A 19309-nucleotide genomic window follows, 5' to 3' on the forward strand; every position below is an offset into this window, starting at 1 on the left:
TTCCCCGGCTTCCCGACGGGTGGTTCCCCGGCTTTCGGGCGGGGGCGTCCGCGGGCCCTGGGCCTCCCCCGATCCGTAGCCCGGGCTGCCGCGGCGCCCCCTCCTCGATGGTGCCGCTTCCGTTGCCGCCGAGGGCCCCGAAGTGCGGTTGTTTCCCGGTCGGTTCGGCTGAAATGCGGCCGAACGCGCCTCGCGGGCGCCCCGGCGCCGCCAGTATGTGGGGCGAAGGGGAGCCGGGGAGGCGCGCGTGGCGGTCAGCGGGACGCAGGGAAGTGCCGGAGCGGACGAGGGAGCGGCAGGAGGCGGGGAGCTGTTCGACCGGGCCTCCGCGCTCAGCCGGGAGTGGGCCGCCGCGGACCAGGCCGCCAGGGAGCGGCGCGCGGCAGACCCCTTCCCGTCCTTACCCGACACCGCTGCCACCGAGCGGATGCTGCGGGAGCTCGTCGAGGCCGAGCGGGCCGTGGGGGAGGTGGAGCGGCGGGCTCTGCGGATGGCTCGGGGGGCGTTGCTGGCGGTGCGGCATCTGGCCGGGGGCGGAGTGGATCCCGATCGCGAGCGGGCCGAGGCGCTCGTGCTGTTGCGGGAGGCACGGTCGGCGGTTCCCGTGACGGAGCGGGAGGTGCGGTCCCGGGAGGCCGTGGTCCGGTTGCTGATCCGGCTGTTGATGCCGAGGCTTCCGGAGCTGGAGGGGCAGGGGCAGCGGGACTTCACCGAGATCATGAAGGTCGGCGCCGCCTATTTGGCGCCCGGCGGCTCGGGCTCGCGTGCGGACATCGCCGAAGTGGCCTCGCTGCTGGAGGAACTGGCCGAGACGGCCGATCCGGTCGACCGCCCGGACCTGGAACGCTGGATCGCCTCCCTGCGGATGATCTCCGGGATGACGAACGACCGGGCCTCCCTCCTCGACGTGCTCGCCCGGGCCAACACGCTGGGCACGATGCCACCCCAGATCAGCCTGGCCATGAACGCGGTCGCGGAACTGCTCAAGGGGATGCCCGACACCCCGGCCGGGCCCGCCCAGGAGACGCAGGTGACCCCGGCAGGGCCCGCCCAGGAGACGCAGGGAACCTCGGTCGGACCAGTCCAGGAGACGCAGGGAACCTCGCCCGGGCCCGCCCCGGAGACGCAGGGAACCTCGCCCGGGCCCGCCCCGGAGACGCAGGGAACCTCGCCCGGGCCCGCCCAGGAGACGCAGGGAACCTCGCCCGGGCCCGCCCCGGAGACGCAGGGAACCTCGCCCGGGCCCGCCCCGGAGACGCAGGGAACCTCGCCCGGCCCCGCCCAGGAGATGCCGGGCACGTCGCCCGAGGAGTTGGCGCGGTTCGCGCAGGAGTGGCTGCCCGCCATGGAGCTGATGTCGCCCGGGCTGCTGAAGCCGGAGGAGTTCGAGCGGGCCGCCGAGGCGCTGCCGGTGGGGACCTGGCAGGAGCAGATGACCGCCGGTCTGATCCGGATGGCGATCGCCATGCGCGACGGCACGGCGGAGGGGCTGGTCGAGGCGGGCGAACCGCTCCTCGACGCCGCCCGCAGCGCGGACGCCCCCGCCGGACTGTCGCCCATCCTGCTGGCCGGCCTGCTGTCGAGTGCCTCCATGCAGGGCGGCAACCTCCTCGACGAGGCGACCGCGCACCAGCTGCTCACCGGCCTCTTCGGCAAGGGGGACACCACGGGGGACAGCCTGCCGGGGCCGGCCGGAAAGGAGCTGTCGACCAGTGGCCGGGCCCTGCTGCTGCACCAGCGCATCAGCGCCGCCGCCGACGACGACCTCGACGAGCTGGACGAGATCGCCGAGATCCTGCTGGACATGCGCCAGGACCTGGCCGACGACGACAGCGTGGCGTCCCTCGTCCTGTTCAACCTCGGCACGGTGCAACTGCGTCGGGCCATGGCCATCGGGAACGCGGGCGGCACGGTCGGACCGCCGCTGCGGCGGGCGCTGATGTATCTGCGCGAGGCACAGGAGCATCCGGCGATGCCGATGGCGCTGCGCGGGGTCATGGCCTCGATGGGGGCCGTCACCAGCGCGCTGGAGCAGTACGTGGACCCCTCCTCCCGCGGCGTTCTGGAGGAGGTCGAACGGGCCCGCGCCGCACTCGGCGGCACCGTCGTCCTCGCCGACCAGGACATCCGGGCCCGGCTCGGCATCGCCCTCGCCCTCAACGTCCAGCACGAGCGCCACGGCGACCCGGCCGCCCTCGACGGCGCGCTGCGCGAACTGGAGGCGGCTCGCGCCGAGATCGGCGACCACACCGGGGGCGGCACGGCCCAGGAGGTGTACAAGGAGCTCGCCGGGCTGTACCGCCGCCGCAAGGGTCCGGGGGACACCGCGCGGGCGCTGGAGGCGACGGAACGGCAGCTGGAGAAGGTCGCCGAGGACGTGCTGCTGCAGATCGGCGCCGAGCACGGGCTCGCCGCCGCCCGCGCGGCCGCCGACCGGGGCGTCACCGCGGCCGTATGGGCGGCGGAGGCGGACGACGCGGTGACCGCGCTGCGCGTGCTGGAAGCGGGCCGTGCGCTGGTGCTGAGGGCGGTCGCGGCCTCCGCGAGCGTGCCGGAGCAACTGGAGGCGTACGGCGAGCACGAACTGGCCGTCCGGTGGCGGGAGGCCGCCCGCGCGGGCGACGGCGCCGACGGACCCCGTACATCTGCCGACACCCCCGACACCCCCGACACCCTCATCCCCAGCACCCTGCGCCGACGCGCCCTCGCCGCGCTGCGGACCCATGCCATCGGGGGACCGGAGGAGCAGGTCTCCCCGGGCGGGGGCGGTTGGCAGGAGGTGGCGGACGCGGCTCAGCGCGGTGGCGTGGACGCCGTGGTGCATCTGCTCGTCGGGCAGGGGGACGGGGCGGGCCGGGCGCTGGTCGTGCGGCCCGGGCTGGCGCCGTTGCCGTTGGAGCTGGGCGGGCTGGGCAGGGCGGAGCGCGGGCCGTTGGAGCGGTATCTGGACGCGGCCCGTGACCGGTCCGCGTTCACCGCGCCCGGTGTGCCGCGCGACGCGCCCGGGCGGGCGGAGGCCGAGGCGGCGTGGCAGGGGGCGCTGGAGGAGGTGTGCGACTGGGCGGGGCCGGCCGTGATGGGGCCGGTCCTGGACGTCGTACGGCCCGGACGGCCCGCGCGGCCCGTGGACCCCGTGCGGCTGGTGCTGCTGCCCGCCGGGAACCTCGGATCCGTGCCCTGGCACGCGGCGCGGGTCGCCGCGGGGGCGGGGGAGCGGCCGGTGTACGCCGTCGATCTCGCCGTCATCAGCCATGCCGCGTCCGAGGCGGAGTTCCTGCGGTCCGTCGGCCGGGCCCGGCTGCCCGTGGCCGCCGATCCCGTACTGGTCGCGGATCCGCGGTTCTCGCTGCCGTACGCGGAGCACGAGATCGACGGAGTGCGGGAGTCCTTCTACCCGCACGCCCGGTGCCACGGCTATCTCGCGCGCAACCTGTGGAAGGTGGACGGCACGCCCGACGAGCTGCTGCCGCTGCTGCCGGGCGGGACGGCCGAGCGGCCCGCCACGCTCGTGCAGCTCAGTGTGCACGGCCGTGTCGGGGACCGGCCCACCGTGTCGAGGCTGCTGCTGCATCCGCCCCGCCCGGGCGAGGGCGACGGGGACGACCCGGGGGCGCTCACCGTACGGCAGTTGCTCGGGGCGCCCTCGGCGGGCGGGCGGAACGCGGCCGGGCCGCTGGTGGTGCTCAGCGCCTGCGAGACCGACTTCAGCTCCCGTGACCACGACGAGGCGCTCACCCTCACCACCGCGTTCGTCGCCCGGGGAGCCGCCGACGTGATCGGCTCCAAGTGGGGTGTGGACGACGCGAGTTCGGCCGTCCTGATGTACGTCGTCCACCACCATCTCGCCCAGGGCGCGGACCCGGCACAGGCGTTGCGGCTCACCCAGCTGTGGGCGCTCGACCCCGCCCGCACCCTCTTCCCCGGCTTCCACGGGCCGCTGGCCGCCCGGATCCGGGGCAAGGGGGCCCTGCCCGTGGCGGCCTGGGCCCCCTTCATCCACCAGGGCAATCCGACACCGGCCACCGGCCCGACCCGGAGGGAACACGTTGGACACCAATGAGCTGCTGGCCCTGCTCGTCCGCCACCGCGAGGACCTCGGACGGTGGCTGGACGACGAGCAGTACCAGCACTTCCTGGCCATGCTGGAACGGCTCCGCGAAGCCGGCGCCGACGCCGAGCGGGCCGCGATGGCCGTGATGGGGATCATCCGTTCCCTGTGGCCGGTCCCCGACGAGGCCGGCGAACTCGCCCGGCTCCTGCACGACTACGGCCGCTCGGCCGCCGCGACGGCCACCGTGCCCACCGAGGACGTGGTCCTCGCGGCCCTGGAGGCGCTGTACGCGGCGCCGGCGGCGGAGCCGGAACACCGCGCGGTGGAGCCGGGAGACCGCCCGGCGCCCCCGCCGGAGCGGGAGGAGCCCTCGGTCGCCGACCTCGTCGCCGCCGCCCGGCGCAGGCTGCTGGCCGCGCCGTCGCGGGCGGCGGGACCCGGTGCCGGGGGGAGCGCCGACGTCATCGTGCTGGCCGATCCGGAGACGGGGCGGCGCAGTCCCGAGTTCCAGTTCGACCCGGACACCGGGCGGCCGCTGGACATCGTCGTACGCATCAACCGGATCCTGCTCGCCGACCGCGACCCCTGGGGCGCCGCCGACTGGTGGCTGGGCGGCAACTCCTGGCTCGGCGGCGCGCCCGCGACGCTGCTCGGGCGGGTGCCGGACGACCGGCTCGCCGACGCCGCGCTGGCCCTGGTCGAGGAGGACGCCCGATGACGCGGCAGATCCCGCCCTCGGTCACCATGGCGCCCCGCACCACCGTGCTTCCGGCCGGTACCCCGCTATGGCGCTGCCACCGCAGCAACTACCCGGCGACCGGCTTCAAGGAGGCCGCCGCGCACACCCTGTTCGGCGGCAGCCGCTTCGACTGCACGGCCGACGACCCGTACCCCTACCTCTACGCCACCCGGGAACCCGCCACCGCGCTGGCCGAGGTGCTGCTGCGGTCCATGGACTTCGACCCGGTCCTCGGCAGCAGGCTCGTGCCGTGGGCGCAGGCCGCCCGGTACACGCTCGCCGAGATCGTCACGACGGCCGAGCTGACCCTCGTGTCGCTGCGGGTGGAGGAGGACCTGGCGGCCGTCTGCCAGGACAGCTGGCTGCTGGACTCCGAGCCCGACGACTACCCGCGCACCCGCTACTGGGCGCAGGAGCTGCGACGGCAGGCGGAGAAGGCGCAGGGGCTGGTGTGGACGTCCCGGCGGCACCGGCCCCGGGAGGCCCTGGTGCTGTTCGGGGACCGCTGCGGCGACCTGCCGTTCGCGCCCGAGCCGCTGGTCAGCCATGACCTGGGCACCCTCGACGGCGCCCACGCCGCGAACCTGCTGCTGGCCCCGCTGCGCGCCGCGATCGTGCCGCCGACCGGGTGACCGGGGAGGGTCACGCGTCGGGCTCGACCAGCAGCACCGTGAAGGCGCAGTTCTGGCCGAGCCCGATGACGTCCCCGTCGTCCAGGGGGACACGGGCACCCCGGCCGATGCGCTCGTCGTTGACGTAGGTGCCGTTCAGCGTGCCGTGGGCGTACTCGGTCAGCCACATCCTGCCGTCGGGCGTCAGCTGGATCTCCGCGTGGCGGCGCGACACACCCTTCCCCCTGTCGCCGGCGAGGGCGGCCGCCACGGCGGTCGCCCACACCGGGTGCCGGCCGAGGCGCAGCGGGGGTCCCTCGCCGTGCCGCAGGTCGATCGACGCCCCGGGGCCGAGCAGCCGCAGATGCCGGGTCGACTCCTGGCACTCGGGGCAGACCGGGGAGCCGGAGGGCACGGCCGTGCCACAGGACCAGCAGGGGTGGGAGCGGGACGGTTCCGGAGGCGCCTGCGCGTCGCCCCCGTGGCCGCCCTGGTACGGCGGGAGTACGACGTCGTCGTCGCCCTCGTCCCCGTAGTCCGGCAGGAGGTCGTCCTGGGCGAGGCTCTTGTCCACATGGCGACGGGGGCCCTCGGGGCGGCGTGGGCCCTCCGTCACCGGACGGTCGGCTTCCGCATCGACAGCGGCTCGTCGGCCGACGCCTCCACCGTCAGGCGGACCGCGCCGTCCGGGAGGGGCGTGACCTGCGAGACGGTGACCACCGAGCCCGGCTCGAGCGTGCCGAGGTCGAACACCTCACGGGCGAGCGGGTTGATGAGGTGGGTCTCGAGTTTCATGCCGATGCCCCGGCCGCCGTTGCGCAGGTCCGCGGTGCACAGGCCGGCCAGCACCTCCTCGGCCTCGGGCAGCACCCGCAGCCGCAGGCCGCTCTGGCGTTCCATGTGGTCGACGATGTTGCTCAACTGGCCGGCGAAGATGCGCCGGGCGGTGTCCGCGTCGATGTACTGGAAGACGACGATGTTCCCGCCGAGCCGGTTCAGCAGTTCCGGGCGCTTCAGGGTGTGCTCGAAGTGGTGGCGTACGTTGCCCAGGATCCGCCGTTCGAACTCCGCGCGTTCCTCGGGGGTTTCCGGGATCCGCTCCTGCCCGGAGGAGGCGGCCAGGGGGCGGCCGTCCTCGCCCGACGGGCCGTGCACGCCCAGGTTGGACGTGAAGATGAGGACGCACTCGCTGAAGTACGTCGTCACGCCCTGGCCGTCCGTCAGCCTGCCGTCCTCCAGCACCTGGAGGAACTTGTCCAGGACGCCCTTGTCGGCCTTGTCGATCTCGTCGAAGAGCACCACCCGGAACGGGTCCTCACGCACCGCGCGGGTCAGCTCGCCGCCCGCCTCGTAGCCGACGTACCCGGGAGGGGCGCCCACGAGACGGTCCGCCGAGTGAGGTGCCGAGAACTCGCTCATGTCGAAGCGCAGACAGGCGTCCTCCGAGCCGAACAAGGTGGTGGCCACCGCCTTCGCCAGCTCCGTCTTGCCGGTGCCGGTGGGCCCCGCGAAGAACAGCACACCCCGGGGCCGGTGCACGGCCGGCGAGGACGCCTGCGCGCCGGACAGCCCGAGCGCCGCCCGCTTCAGCACGTCCAGGGTCTGCGTCACCGCCTTCTCCTGCCCCTGCACCCGGCCGCCGATGTAGGCCTGGCCGTCGCGGATGCTGTCGGTCACCGCTCCGCCGGTCCACGGGTTGCGGCTGACGCCCAGTTCGTAGATCCGTACGGCCTGTTCCATCCGGTCGAAGGTGATCTTCGAGGCGCGGGCCAGCCGCATGCTCTCCCGCATGGCGCGCAGGGTGAGCCCGCTGGCCGCCCGGGCGAACCGCTCGACGTCCTCGTCCGTCGGTTCCTCCCGGACGTCCCGGTTCACCAGCGGGCCCACGTCCAGCTTGGTGGCGGTGCCGGGGACGCCGGCCTGCTGGGCGAGGAGCGCGGCCATCCGGCGGCGCTGGCCGAGGTCCGGCGTCGGCACGCCGATGCCGCGCACCCGTACGCCGCTCGTCACCAGCCAGGCCGGCAGGTCCCGTTCGCCGTCCGCCAGCCAGATGACCGGGTTGAACAGGGCGCGGCCCGACTTCGCGCGGACGAAGGGCCGCGCCTCCTCGGCGATCTTCAGACAGCGCAGGAAGAACGTGCGTTCCTCGTCGCTGAGCTGGTTGACCTGCGTCGGGATCCGGGAGGCGTAGTCGACGATCAGGGCGGCGTGCAGGGGCTGCTGGTAGTCCTCGTAGCGGGGGTCCTTCTGCGGCGGGCCGGGGCGCTCGCCGACCCAGCCGCGGGAGAAGGACTCCAGGACCCGGGCCACCTCGTCGGTGCCGGAGTCGTCCGAACGGCCCGGGAACCGGCGGGTGTTGCGTTCCAGCAGCGTGTTCATCTCCGCCTCGACGGAACTGTGCACGACCCGGAAGCCCGCCACCGGGTCGTAGCGCAGCAGGCTCTTGTAGCCGGCCCGCTGCAACGGCTCCCACAGCATGTCCTCCAGGGACACCGCCCGGTAGACCCGCCGGTCGTCGCTCAGGTCGTCGGCGACCACGTAGTCGTCGCGGATGTTGCCGTGCAGCACGTACTGGGAGTGGACGCTGAGGGTGTGGACGAGTTCGGCGGCGAACGGCGGATGGACCGTCCGGGTCACGCGCAGCGACTCGACGGGGGTGCTGGTCAAGGGGCCTCCACGGGGCGGGAAGGGAGGGGCGGGCGGGCGGTGAGTCGCCGGGCGGGGCGTCGGGCGGAGGCGGCTGTCGGGTCGGCAGCCGGGGCGTCGGGCGGTGCGGCAGCGGGGTCGTCGGGGGCCGATCGGACCAGTGGTCGCCGGTGGGTCGTCGGGGGCCGATCGGGTCAGTGGTCGTCGGTGGGTCGTCGGGCGTCGGCCGGGTCAGTGGTCGTCGGTGGGTCGTCGGGGGCCGATCGGGTCAGTGGTCGTCGGTGGGTCGTCGGGCGTCGGCCGGGTCAGTGGTCGTCGGTGGGTCGTCGGGCGTCGGACGGGTCAGTGGTCGTCGGTGGGTCGTCGGGGGCCGATCGGGTCAGTGGTCGTCGGTGGGTCGTCGGGGGCCGATCGGGCCAGTGGTCGTCGGTGGGTCGTCGGGCGCCGGCCGGATCAGTGGTCGCCGCTCTGTCGGTACCTGGTCGCTGCCGGTGACGGGCGGCGCGGAGTCCGCCGGGGCCGGGCCCCGACCGCGCCGGGACCGTCGCCGCGGGCCCGGCCGGAGGTGCCGTCGGCGTTCCGGCCGGACTCGGCGGTGAGGGCCCGTCCGGGCTCGACCGTGAGGCCCGGCGCCGGTTCCCCGGTGAGGACCTGGCTCTCCGTCCAGGTGAACTCCGCGCGGACGCCCTCCTCCTCGCTGAGCAGGCCGAGTTCGTCGACGTACGCCGCGCTCTCGGCGCAGCGTTCGGCGTCCAGCGCCTGCCAGCGGGCCGCGGTCTCCGGATCGGCGGCCTCCCGGGCGGTGAGCGGTCTGCGCATGGTGAGGACGCGGGCCTGGCCGCCGGTGGTGAGGCGGACCCGCAGCCAGTAGTGGCCGCCCCAGGCCGCCGGGGCGAAGTCCCAGTGCTCGGCGTCGGCCCGGGCGTGCACCGAACCGTCCCCCCACCGCTCGCTCGCCCGGCGCAGCGCCGCCACCAGGTAGGCCCGGTGCAGGGCGGCGGAGCGGGCGGCGAGGGCCTGCTGGACGGTCCGCTCGTCCTCCTTCGACGCCGGGACGCCGTCCCGCAGCACCCGCTCGAGGATCCCGACCGCGGTGGGTGCCTCCGGCAGCGGGTCGACGCCCTCGGGCGTGGCGGCCCGCAGCACCTCCAGGCGCAGGGCGGCCTCACGGCGGGCCGTCTCGGCGCGCCGCGCCCGCTCGGACTCCTTGTGCGCGATGAGCGCGGCCTCGTCGAGGTAGCGGCGTACGGCGGTGGGGCGGCGGCCGATCGCCCGGAGGGCCTCCAGCAGGCAGTCGTCGATCAGCTCCCGGCTCTCGGAGGTGAACTCCAGCGGCAGCCGGGCGAGCAGTTCGGCGCCCTCGCGCAGGACGTCGTCCTCGGTGAGCGCGGTGTTCCGGTCCGTACGGGGCCCGGTCGTCGCCGGCGCGGGCAGCTCCCCGCCCTCCGCGTACGTCTTCAGGGCGCGGCGGCGCTGCTCGCGCAGCCTGTCGTACCAGTCGGCGCGCTCCGGGTCCTCGCGGTGCTGGAAGGGCAGCCGGGCGGTGGCGCGGGCCGCGCGCTGGGCCTCCACCCGGCGCAGTGCCCGCTCGGTCTCGGCCAGCCGCCTCCACAGCAGGTCGAGGGGGACGCCGACGGGCTGCACCGGGGCGGGCAGCGGCGGGTCGCCCGGTCCGGCGGGGTCGAGACCGAGCACGGTGATACGGGCGTTGAGGCCGGCCGCGGCCTCCGCCGCGCGCCGCCAGCACTCGCTGCCGTCCTCCAGCGACATCTGCCGCCGGACCATGGCCTCCTGCTCCACGGCGACCTTGTTGTTGAACGCGGCGAGCGCCATCGTGCCGCGCAGCGCCAGCCGGGTGACGAGCAGCGCCCCGCTGAGGTCGGCGAGGCCGATGAGCGCGGGCACGATCATGTCGTGCAGCTCCTGGACCGCCTCGTCCACCGCGTGGTCGACGGCGTGCTGCACGGCGTCGATGTGGCCGGTCGCCGTGTGGGCCAGATCGCCGACGCCGGTGTCCGGCAACTGCAGGCCGCTGGTGTCCGGCAGTTGGAGACCGTTGGTGTCCGGCAGCTGCAGGCCGAGGTCGGGCTGGGCCAGCGTGGGGTCGACCCCGGACGCCGAGACGTCCGGCATCACGGCGAACAGATCGGTACCGGCGTACGCACTGCTCACGCCATTCCTCCAGTACGGGAACCGGGTCGGGGACCGGATGGGGACAGGGAGGGGGAGGGGGACGGGGACCCTGGAGGCCTGCGCGCACCCGGGACCGTGCCGCGCGGGTCGGCCGGCGGGTCGTCGCGCGGGTCCTCGCGCGGATCGGCCGGCGGTGCCGGCGGGGTGCCGCTGCGGGCGTCGGCCTGGTAGCGGTGCCAGGCCCGCGCCCGCAGCACCGCCGAGACCAGCAGCGCCAGCACGGTGCCCGTCGGCCAGATCCACACCGCGAGGAAGAACGTCCCCGCGACCGTGCCGCCCAGCGCCGCGGCGCCGACGGCCGCCCACAGGTACCGCTTCCACCCCCGCCGCCCGATCCTGCTGGTCAGCGGTAGCGCCCGGCGGGTCATCAGGCCCATCACCGAGAACCGGGGGTGGTACCAGGGGCCGATGTACCAGGCGGTCCAGCACTCGATCACGAGCAGTGCCGCCAGCGAGGGCACGCTCAGCATCCAGGCGATCAGCACGGTGGTCTGCGGCGCCCACCCGTACAGGTCGGCCAGGCCCACCAGAAAGGTGTGCGGGAAGAACAGCAGCAGTGCCCCGCCCGCGGCCCGGCCCAGCACCACGGGCAGTTCCAGGCGGCGCCGTACCAGCCGGGTGTGCTCCGCGCGCCGGCCCATGGCGACCAGCTGCCGGCGTTCCTCCTGGGCCCGCCGGGTCTCCCGGGCCCGGGCCTCGGCCAGCGGCCGCAGCCGCAGGGTCAGCAGCAGCGGTACGGGTTCCTCGGCCTCCTCGGCAAGCCGGATGAACCAGGGCACCGGCGCGGGCAGCGCGCGCAGCGCGTCCCGCAGCTCGGCGCGCAGCCGTCGGGTGACCGGGGCGGGATCGGCGGCCAGCCGCAGCAGCTCGGCGGTGAGGGCCGGGCCGGTGGCGGTCGCGGCGCGCAGATCGTCCCGGTGGTCGCGCAGCTCGGGTATCTCCGACAGCCGGGCGGTGGCCTGCGCCCATTGCCGATGGTGGTCGTGCCAGCGCCGCGCGACGTACGTCAGCTCCTCGCCGCCGCGGCGCCGGGCCAGCCGGGTCAGCAGGCGCTGTTCGTACAGCTCGTTCATGACGGACACGCACTGCCGGTCGCCGTCGGCGGCGCGCCGGGCGAAGGCGGGCAGGTCGCCCATGCCCAGCGGGATGCCGCGGTAGCCGGGCTCCTGCTGGGGCGCCATCCAGCCGATCAGGTCGATCAAGGTGGCCGCGCCCGGGCTCCGCCGCGACCTTCTGAGCCGCTCCAGCAGCGCGTCGAGTTCCTCGGCCCGGTCGGCGTCCCCCTCCGGGCGGAACCAGGCGAGCCAGTCGGCCAGTTGTTCCCGGCCCTTGCCGCGGGACAGCCGGCGGTTCATGGCGGGCCAGTCCGCGTCGAACACCTCGCCCAGCTCCGCCGGGTCGGTGAACCGCCGGCCCGCGTGCTCGAAGCGGGGTGCCTCGGGGTCGGCGGCCGGCCGCCCGCCCGGCCGGGGCCGGGGCCCCTCGCGGACCACCTCGGGGCTTTCGCGGTCGAGCCACCGGCGGACCTGGTCGGCGCCCCAGCGGTTCTCGTGGTTCCAGGTCAGCAGCCCTTCGCAGAGCAGCCTCAGGCGCGGGTCGCGGATGCCGTCGAGGTCGATGTCGCCGCGGTGGACGGCGTCCATGACCGAGGCCGTCTCCCGGTGCGGGACGGGATGCCGGCCGAGCGCGGCCTCGGCGACGACGATCCCGAGCGACCACCAGTCGTCCGCCGGCCGCACGATCGGCACCTGGACCTGCGCCTGCGGCGACGCGTACCCGGGGGTGCCGGCCCAGCCGCGGCGCACCTCGCGCGGGAAGTGTCCGGCGACGGAGATGCCGAAGTCGATCAGGACCATGCTTCCGGCGGGGTCGTCGTAGTCGCCGAGGACCAGGTTGGACGGTTTGACGTCCCGGTGCACCACCCCCGCCGCGTGCAGGGCGGTCAGCGCCCCGTGCAGCCGTTCCACGATCCGCTCGACGTCCGCCGCGGGCAGCCGGCCCGGGTGGTCGCGCAGCCGGGTGGCGAGATCCGTGTTGCCGTGCGAGGGCAGCACATGGAACGGCGCCCCCCGGTCGGCCCCCGCCTCCAGGACGTACGACAGCCCCGCGTGCAGCTGCCCCCGCGACAGCAGCGCGGTCACCTCGGGGTCGGGCGCGGCGTCCGGGTGGAACCACTTGACGATCCGTTCGGCGCCGTCGGCCGGGCAGCGCACCCGGAACACGGCCGCCCGCAGCTCGGCGGAGCGCCCCTCCTCGGCCGCCCGGTGCACGGTCTGCTCCCCGCGCCGCGGCAGCCGTTCACGCGGCTGGAAACGGCCGGCCAGCGAGGGCGGCAGCTCGATCGGGTCGCCCCGAGGGTCGGGCGCGGCCATGCCGCCGCTGCCGTTCGGCGGTTCGTACAGCGTGGGCGGGGCCAGACCGTCGTCGTCGCCACGGGGATCGGGACCGACAGGAAACGTCATGGAATTCACCTGCGCGCGGAAAGGAACCGGCGGCCGCCGGCGAGGGCGTACGGAAGGATGTGTGAAGGATCTGCGGAAAGATGTGTGGAACCGTGTGCGGAATGGTGTGCCGGAAAAGGAATCCGGATGGACACGAGATACGGCTCCGCCGCGCGGCGCACCGAATTACGGGACACGGGGAGCGGCGCCCCGGCGCAGGAAGACACCCGGGCCGGAAGGGTAGCGGGATCTTGGCGCCGCGCACCGGGAAACGGGGAAATCCGCGACCGGTACCGGGCGTGTACAGCGATCGGGAAGGTCCTGTGTGAAGGCGGGGCGGGCGCGGCACCGGCGTGGATATGTTGACGGCCATGAACCCTGACGGTCTGCCCGAGCGTGCCGACCTGGTGCGGGAGCTGCGGCAGCTTCGCCGCGGGGGTCTGCCCGCGCTCCAGGCGCTGGTGCCCGAGGCGCTGCGCGCGGTCACCCTGCACGCGGGGTACGCCGGGGGCGAGGAGGATCTGGCCGACGGGGCGGAACGGATGATCCGCGCGGCCGCCGAGCGGCTCGGCACCGACGACCTGATAGGCCGCGCCGCCCAGTGCACCTTCGGACTGCTGCCCGGCCACCGCGGCGACCCCGCCGCGGACCGGCGCCGGGCGGCCGCCCTGGTGTACGGGGTGACCAGCGAGCGGTTCCGGCACAGCCAGGAGAAACAGGTCGTCGAGCAGCTGGCCGGAGCCGTGCTCGCCGAGGCCCGTGAGCCCACCGGGCGTCCGGCGCGGCCGGTGCCGCCGGGTGCCGGGCCCACACGGGCCGCGGTGGCCCGACCGATCGTCGTACCGCGCACCGGGCTGGCCGGCCGGGCCGGGACCAGGCCGGTCACGGTCCATCTCTCGCCCATCGAACTGCTGCGGGACATCGACATCCTGGTCTCCTCCGAGAACGTGCACCTGGAGATGTCGAAGTCGTTCCGGCCCACCGTCTCCGGGGCGCTGCGCCGCTCTGCCGCCCTGGGCCGCGCGGCGGACGAGCCGGTGGTCGACGTGCTCGCGGACGAGCTCGCCGCCTGGGTGCGGGACCGGCCCGGTGTGCTGCCGCTGCGGCCGGGCACGGTCGTGCCGACCGGGGCGGGCGCCCTCGCCGAGCGCGGGGTGCGGCGCGTCTATCACGCGGCCGTGGCGGTACCGGACGGGCACGCCTATCGCGTCGACCCGCAGCACATAGCGACGGCCGTCGCCGCCTGCTTCGCGCAGGCCCGCCGGGAGCGGGCGGACGGCCCACCGGCCCTGCGGTCGATCTGCTTCCCGCTGCTGGGCGCCGGCCGGGGCGGCCTGGAGCGGAGGACCAGCGCGGAATGGCTGTGCTGGGCCATCGAGGACGCCCTCACCGCGGACCCCGACTGGTCCGTCCACGTCGTGACGCGCTACCCGGACGCGGCCCGGGTGTTCGGGGTGGAGACAGCGGAGAAAAGAGAGCGGTAATGAGAGCGGTGAAGGGTTCCATAAGAGGTCGGAAGCCCTGATTCGCAGGGCGCTCACGGGGGCGCACGCGACGCTCACGGGGGTGCGCGAGGCTCGTAGAGAAGCGCGCGAGGCTTGTGAAGCGCGGGGGGCTTGTGAAGGGGCGCGCGAGACAGACGTCGGAGCAGGTGCTCCCGCCGGGCCCGGCATCACGGGCGCCAGCTCGGGCCGTTCAGACGGATTCCGCCCGCCGCCAGGTCGCGCTCCAGCCGGCGCAGCTCGCCGCGGGCCGGGACGCCGTACACGCGCGTGCCCGTCCCGGTGCCGTCCGCCCGCAGGCTCACGCGTGGCCCCGGCGGACACACCCGGGCCAGATGCGGGCCGTAGCGGCGGGCGCCGAGGGCGGTGCGCGGCACGAGCCGCTGGTTGGCGGAGCCGCGCCAGACCAGGTCCGTGGGCTCGGCGACCCGGAACCGGCCCGTCACGACCGCGTCCGCGCCCGCCAGCGCCGCCCACACCTCCTCGGGCACCTCGTCGGGCTCGTGACCGGTGTAGACGAGCAGGTCGGCGGTCCGCCCCGCGCGCTCGCGCAGCCGGCCGGCGCCGCGCAGCAGCGCCGCCAGCGCGACGGGCTGGGCGAGCGGTTCCCCGCCGCTCACGGTCAGGCCCTCCGCGCCCCGCGCCAGCGCCGTCTCCCACAGGCGCAACAGCTCACCGACGGTGGCGGCCCGGCCGCCCGACGGGTCCCAGGTGTGCCGGGACATACAGCCCGGGCAGGCCAGCGCACAGCCCTGGAACCACAGGGCCAGCCGACGGCCCGGACCGAGCGTCTCCACCGGGAAGTACCCGTCGGCCACCCGCACCGGCAGCTCCGCCTCGACGGCCCTGTCCCCGGTGGTCTCTCCCGTCACTCCAGCCACATGTCCCCCGCTTTTCCCGCATCGGCATATGCCCGAAGCCCTATGCCGAAACTCCGTACCCCTATTCGAAGATCTTTTCTTCGTCTCCGGGCACACTCCCGCCCGAGCGGAAGGGAGCCTATTCCGAGTCCCGCCGGAGCGGCCCGGGTTTTCGGAAGTTTTCCAAGAACCCTCCGGCGGCAAAGCCGGTGCCCTGGTCGTTCGCCGGTCGATCTCCGGCTGATTTCCGGATGCGGTAAATCCGGTGTCGTAAATCTCTCCCGCGCGCGTTCGTTTATCCCCTAGGCTGCGCGCGAATCCCCGTGGGTGGTCCGGGGAATCCGACGAGGGGGATGGAATGAGCGAGGTGAAGTCCGTCCCGGCGGACTACGGCCGCGCCCGCCTCACCGCACGCACCCGCTGGCGGGCCTCCCGCCGCGCGCGGCGGGACGGCAGGGCCGGCATAGGCACCGAGCACTACGCCCGGCAGCTGGAACGCGGGGCGCGCATGGCCCTGGACGATCTGATGGCCCGGTTCCTGAAGGAACACACGGCCCTCGTCGGCCGGGTGCACGAGGAGTCCGAACGGATCGTGACGGAGTACGACGCTCCGCGCGAGGACGACCTGCGACGCGAGGACGTACCGGCGGCCCTGGCCCGCTTCGGCGGCTGGGTGTCGCAATGGCGCACGGAGGTGACGGCCTGCCAGCAGCGCGGCCTGGCCCTCGCCGCCTGCGCCGACCAGGAACTCGCCCACTACGAGGCCGCGTACGCCCGCGCCGCCCGGCTGGAGGAGCTGCCGCCCGCCGAGAGCCCGGGCGCCGCGGCCCTCGACGAGACCTGGACGGGCCCGCCGGACTGGCTGCTCGACGGCGTCGTGGTCCGCAGGGCGCTGCAGATTCTGGAGCAGAGGATCGGGCCGGCGCCCGCGGCGGCCGGCCGAAGAGAGCGGGGGAACCGATGACGAGAACCACCACCGGCGCGATCCGCGTGGTCGCGACTCTGGGTGCGGCGGCGCTGCTGCTGACGGGGTGCAGTCAGCTGAAGGGACCGGAACGGCTCAAGGCCGACTGCGCCGTCGTCGTGGACGGCTCCGGCTCCGGCGCCGACAGCGACGACGGCTTCCGGGCCCAGGAGAAGCTGAAGGCGACCCTGCCCCGCTTCCTCGCCGACAAGAAGTGCAAGTACGTCTCCTACGCGCCCATCACCTCCGCCTCCGAGGCCTCCTCCTGCCAGGTGCCCCGCATCGACATCGACCCGGACTCCGACAAGCGCTCCGAACGCGAGCCCCTGTGGAAGCAGACCCGGGTCCTGGCCGAGGCCGGCGCCGAGAAGATGCTGGAGTGCGCCCGCGACCGCCAGCCCGGCTCGGACGTCCTCGGCGGCCTCACCCGCGCGGCCAAGGTGCCCCGCGACGGCGACGGCACCTTCCAGGTCCTCGTGGTCAGCGACTTCGAACAGGCCGACCCCGGCTTCAAGCTGTCCAAGTACAAGATCGCGACCCAGGCCCAGCGGGACACCGCCGTCGCCGCGATGGTCGACGGCCGCAATCTGCCCGACCTGCCCGACACCACCGTCTACCGGGTCGGCTTCGCCATGCGCGGCGGCAAGACCAGCCCCGAACACGTCGAGCAGCTGGGCGAGTTCTGGAAGCAGCTCCTGGAGAAGGAGGTGAAGGTCGATGTCGACGACGGATACGGCGCCTGACGAGCCCCGCCGGCTGCGGAACCCCTTCCGGCTGCGCCGCTCCGAGGGCCGGGCCCCCGGCCTGGGCCGCACCGCCCCCGCCGCACCCCGCGGCCGGGTCCCGCTGTCCGAGACGCGCGAGGGCCGGCGCCTGCTGGAGCGGGCCGAGAACGCCGGCCGCCGCGCCGCCGCCGACGGCACGCTCAACCCGTACGTCCTCGGCTCCAGCCGCCGGCTGCCCTACCTCGGCCGGCTCCAGGGCCTGCGCGACCACACCCGCAACCGGGTCGTCGCCGAGCACCACGAGCGCGAGGAGCGTGAACTGCGGGCCTCCGCCGAGCTGTACGCCGACACGGCGGCCCGGCTGGCCGAGGCCCGCCGGGCCCGGGACACCCAGGAGGAGGAGACCCGCCGCCGGCACGCGGCGTCCGCCCGCCTGGACCGGGCGGCGACCCGGATGGCCGCCCGCGAGGACCGCCGCGACCGCCTGCTGCCCCGGATCGTGGCCCGGTCCGAGGCGCGGTCCGGGGCCCGCCGCCGGCCGGACGACACGGACCCGTACCCCGACCCCAAGGGCGAGGACCAGGGGCTGTACGCCCCCGACGAGTGGGACGACGACTCCGAAGGGGAGCCGGCACCCCGGCCGGCCGCCGCCACCGAGGTGCCCTGGGAGGGACTGACGGAGACCGCGGCCATGGCCCGCTGGCCCCGGCGGATCCTCACCCTGCTGCTGATCCTGGTCGAACTCCCCGTGTACCTCAGCGTGTTCCTGGCGATCCACGACGGCACCCCCGAGGGCCGGGCGAGCGCCTTCCTGCTGACCGCCGCCGTCGGCGTCGCCATGACCCTCGGCCCCTTCCAGGCCGGCCGCCAGTGGCGCCGCCGGGGCGCCACCGCCGCCCTGCGGCTGGTCCTGCCGGTCGCGGCCGCGCTCGTCACCCTGTGGGGCTGGGCCGCCTGGTACCTGGGCGACCTGCGGGCCCGGATCGTCTTCCGCGACAACGACACCTCGGGCCTGGAGGAGACCGCCCGTCAGCTGGGCGTCGACCTGCCGCCCGCGCCGACCCTGCTCGACCAGCTCCATCTGGACGAGCACACGGTCAGCGTGACCTTCATCGCCCTGCTGCTGCTGTCCGGCGGCATCGCCTTCCTGCTGGCGGTGTCCGAGGAACACCCCTTCGTCGCCGCCTACCGCCTCCACGGCAAGCGGCTCGCCAAGGCCGAGGAGGCGCTGGCGCGGGCGGAGGCGGCGGTCGCGGCGGCCCAGCGGGAACAGGACACCCAGGAGAGCCGCCGCACCGAGCGCGCCCAGGCCCTCGCCGCCGAACTCACGGCCGTGGACAACGTCTTCGAGGCGGCGGCCCACGCCTACCTCGACGGCGTCCAGTCGGCCTCGCGCGACCCCGCGGTCACCGAGGGCGCGATGCGTCTGTCGACCCGCTACCCGCTCCTGCCGGAACTCCCGGCACCACGGTGAGACCGGGCCGGCCTCCCGCACGCACCCGCGTTCAGGAGGCCAGCCAGTCGTCGATCCCCGACAGCAGCTTCGCCCGTACGTCCTCCGGCGCCGCCGAACCCCGCACCGACTGCCGGGCCAGCTCCGCCAGCTCCTCGTCCGTGAAGCCGTGGTGCTGCCGCGCGATGTCGTACTGCGCGGCCAGCCGCGCGCCGAACAGCAGTGGGTCGTCGGCGCCGAGCGCCAACGGCACCCCCGCCTCGAACAGCGTCCGCAGCGGCACGTCCTCGGGCTTTTCGTACACCCCCAGCGCCACGTTCGACGCCGGGCACACCTCGCAGGTCACCCCCCGCTCCGCCAGCCGCTTCAGCAGCCGCGGGTCCTCCGCCGCCCGGACGCCGTGCCCGACCCGGGTGGCGTGCAGATCGTCCAGACAGTCCCGTACGGACGACGGACCGGTCAGCTCACCGCCGTGCGGCGCGGACAGCAGCCCACCGTCGCGCGCGATGGCGAAGGCCCGGTCGAAGTCCCGCGCCATGCCCCGCCGCTCGTCGTTCGACAGCCCGAAGCCGACCACGCCCCGGTCCGCGTACCGCACCGCGAGGCGGGCCAGCGTCCGGGCGTCCAGCGGATGCTTCATCCGGTTCGCCGCGACCAGCACCCGCATCCCGAGCCCGGTGTCCCGCGAGGCCGTCTCCACCGCGTCCAGGATGATCTCCAGCGCCGGGATCAGCCCGCCCAGCCGGGGCGCGTACGACGTCGGGTCGACCTGGATCTCCAGCCACCCGGAGCCGTCCGCGAGGTCCTCCTCCGCCGCCTCCCGCACGAGCCGCCGTATGTCCTCCGGCTCCCGCAGGCAGGACCGCGCCGCGTCGTACAGCCGCTGGAAGCGGAACCAGCCCCGCTCGTCCGTGGCCCGCAGTCTCGGCGGCTCCCCGCTGGTCAGCGCGTCGGTCAGCGCCTCGGGCAGGCGCACCCCGTACTTGTCGGCCAGCTCCAGCACGGTCGCGGGCCGCATCGACCCGGTGAAGTGCAGGTGCAGATGGGCTTTCGGCAGCTCAGAGACATCACGTACACGCTCCATTCAGCGATCCTGCCGTACGGCGACGGTGTCCCGGTAGCCG

At 75.0% G+C, this 19309-nt stretch carries 13 protein-coding genes; 7 read left to right on the forward strand and 6 right to left on the reverse strand.

Going from position 1 to position 19309, the window contains the following annotated elements:
• The first annotated feature begins 247 nt into the window (after positions 1 to 247).
• The 3 genes from ACIRF9_RS13275 to ACIRF9_RS13285 are packed head-to-tail and all read left to right on the forward strand — an operon-like array spanning position 248 to position 5422.
• Positions 248 to 4060, forward strand: a complete 3813-nt coding sequence (locus ACIRF9_RS13275; RefSeq protein WP_403820025.1) for a CHAT domain-containing protein — start codon at positions 248 to 250, stop codon at positions 4058 to 4060.
• Positions 4047 to 4769 carry a hypothetical protein gene (locus tag ACIRF9_RS13280; protein ID WP_403820028.1) on the forward strand — a complete coding sequence of 241 codons (723 nt, stop codon included), beginning with the start codon at positions 4047 to 4049 and terminating at the stop codon, positions 4767 to 4769. The genes ACIRF9_RS13275 and ACIRF9_RS13280 overlap by 14 nt, the downstream gene beginning before the upstream one ends.
• Entirely contained in the window at positions 4766 to 5422 is a 657-nt protein-coding gene (locus ACIRF9_RS13285; protein ID WP_403820031.1) for an RES family NAD+ phosphorylase, read from the forward strand. Before ACIRF9_RS13280 ends, ACIRF9_RS13285 begins: the two co-directional genes overlap by 4 nt.
• 10 nt (positions 5423 to 5432) lie before the next feature.
• On the opposite strand, the gene ACIRF9_RS13290 is transcribed toward ACIRF9_RS13285, so the two are convergent.
• The 4 genes from ACIRF9_RS13290 to ACIRF9_RS13305 form a co-directional block, all read right to left on the reverse strand.
• Positions 5433 to 5975: an FHA domain-containing protein gene (locus ACIRF9_RS13290; RefSeq protein ID WP_403820034.1), complete on the reverse strand. Its 543-nt coding sequence runs from the start codon at positions 5973 to 5975 to the stop codon at positions 5433 to 5435.
• 38 nt (positions 5976 to 6013) lie between these two features.
• Complete coding sequence (locus ACIRF9_RS13295) at positions 6014 to 8068, reverse strand: AAA family ATPase (RefSeq protein ID WP_403820037.1); 2055 nt, start codon at positions 8066 to 8068, stop codon at positions 6014 to 6016.
• A 432-nt stretch (positions 8069 to 8500) separates the two neighbouring features.
• A complete protein-coding gene (locus ACIRF9_RS13300) occupies positions 8501 to 10219 on the reverse strand; it encodes a hypothetical protein (protein ID WP_403820040.1) in 1719 nt (572 codons plus the stop codon).
• Positions 10216 to 12702 carry a protein kinase gene (locus tag ACIRF9_RS13305; protein ID WP_403820043.1) on the reverse strand — a complete coding sequence of 829 codons (2487 nt, stop codon included), beginning with the start codon at positions 12700 to 12702 and terminating at the stop codon, positions 10216 to 10218. The genes ACIRF9_RS13300 and ACIRF9_RS13305 overlap by 4 nt, the downstream gene beginning before the upstream one ends.
• Positions 12703 to 13052: 350 nt before the next feature.
• On the opposite strand from ACIRF9_RS13305, the gene ACIRF9_RS13310 reads away from it, so the two are divergent.
• Complete coding sequence (locus ACIRF9_RS13310; protein ID WP_403820046.1) at positions 13053 to 14165, forward strand: Appr-1-p processing protein; 1113 nt, start codon at positions 13053 to 13055, stop codon at positions 14163 to 14165.
• A 188-nt stretch (positions 14166 to 14353) separates the two neighbouring features.
• Here ACIRF9_RS13310 and ACIRF9_RS13315 read toward each other — a convergent pair whose 3' ends face one another.
• A complete protein-coding gene (locus ACIRF9_RS13315) occupies positions 14354 to 15055 on the reverse strand; it encodes a 4Fe-4S single cluster domain-containing protein (protein WP_403820049.1) in 702 nt (233 codons plus the stop codon).
• 346 nt (positions 15056 to 15401) lie between these two features.
• Here ACIRF9_RS13315 and ACIRF9_RS13320 point away from each other — a divergent pair, with 346 nt between their 5' ends.
• From ACIRF9_RS13320 to ACIRF9_RS13330, 3 genes are read left to right on the forward strand one after another with little or no spacing between them, the layout of a single operon-like run.
• Complete coding sequence (locus ACIRF9_RS13320) at positions 15402 to 16007, forward strand: hypothetical protein (protein WP_403820052.1); 606 nt, start codon at positions 15402 to 15404, stop codon at positions 16005 to 16007.
• Positions 16004 to 16750 carry a hypothetical protein gene (locus ACIRF9_RS13325; RefSeq protein WP_403820055.1) on the forward strand — a complete coding sequence of 249 codons (747 nt, stop codon included), beginning with the start codon at positions 16004 to 16006 and terminating at the stop codon, positions 16748 to 16750. The genes ACIRF9_RS13320 and ACIRF9_RS13325 overlap by 4 nt, the downstream gene beginning before the upstream one ends.
• The gene (locus ACIRF9_RS13330) at positions 16725 to 18206 is read left to right on the forward strand and encodes a hypothetical protein (RefSeq protein ID WP_403820058.1); all 1482 of its coding nucleotides are present in this window, start codon (positions 16725 to 16727) and stop codon (positions 18204 to 18206) included. Before ACIRF9_RS13325 ends, ACIRF9_RS13330 begins: the two co-directional genes overlap by 26 nt.
• A 31-nt stretch (positions 18207 to 18237) precedes the next feature.
• Here the strand turns inward: ACIRF9_RS13330 and ACIRF9_RS13335 are convergent, their stop codons facing one another.
• Positions 18238 to 19269, reverse strand: coding sequence for an adenosine deaminase (locus ACIRF9_RS13335; RefSeq protein ID WP_403820061.1), 1032 nt, complete (start codon positions 19267 to 19269; stop codon positions 18238 to 18240).
• Positions 19270 to 19309 lie beyond the last annotated feature (40 nt).

It is taken from the genome of Streptomyces sp. NPDC096132 (assembly GCF_044763345.1).
In the GTDB taxonomy this organism is placed as follows: domain Bacteria; phylum Actinomycetota; class Actinomycetes; order Streptomycetales; family Streptomycetaceae; genus Streptomyces.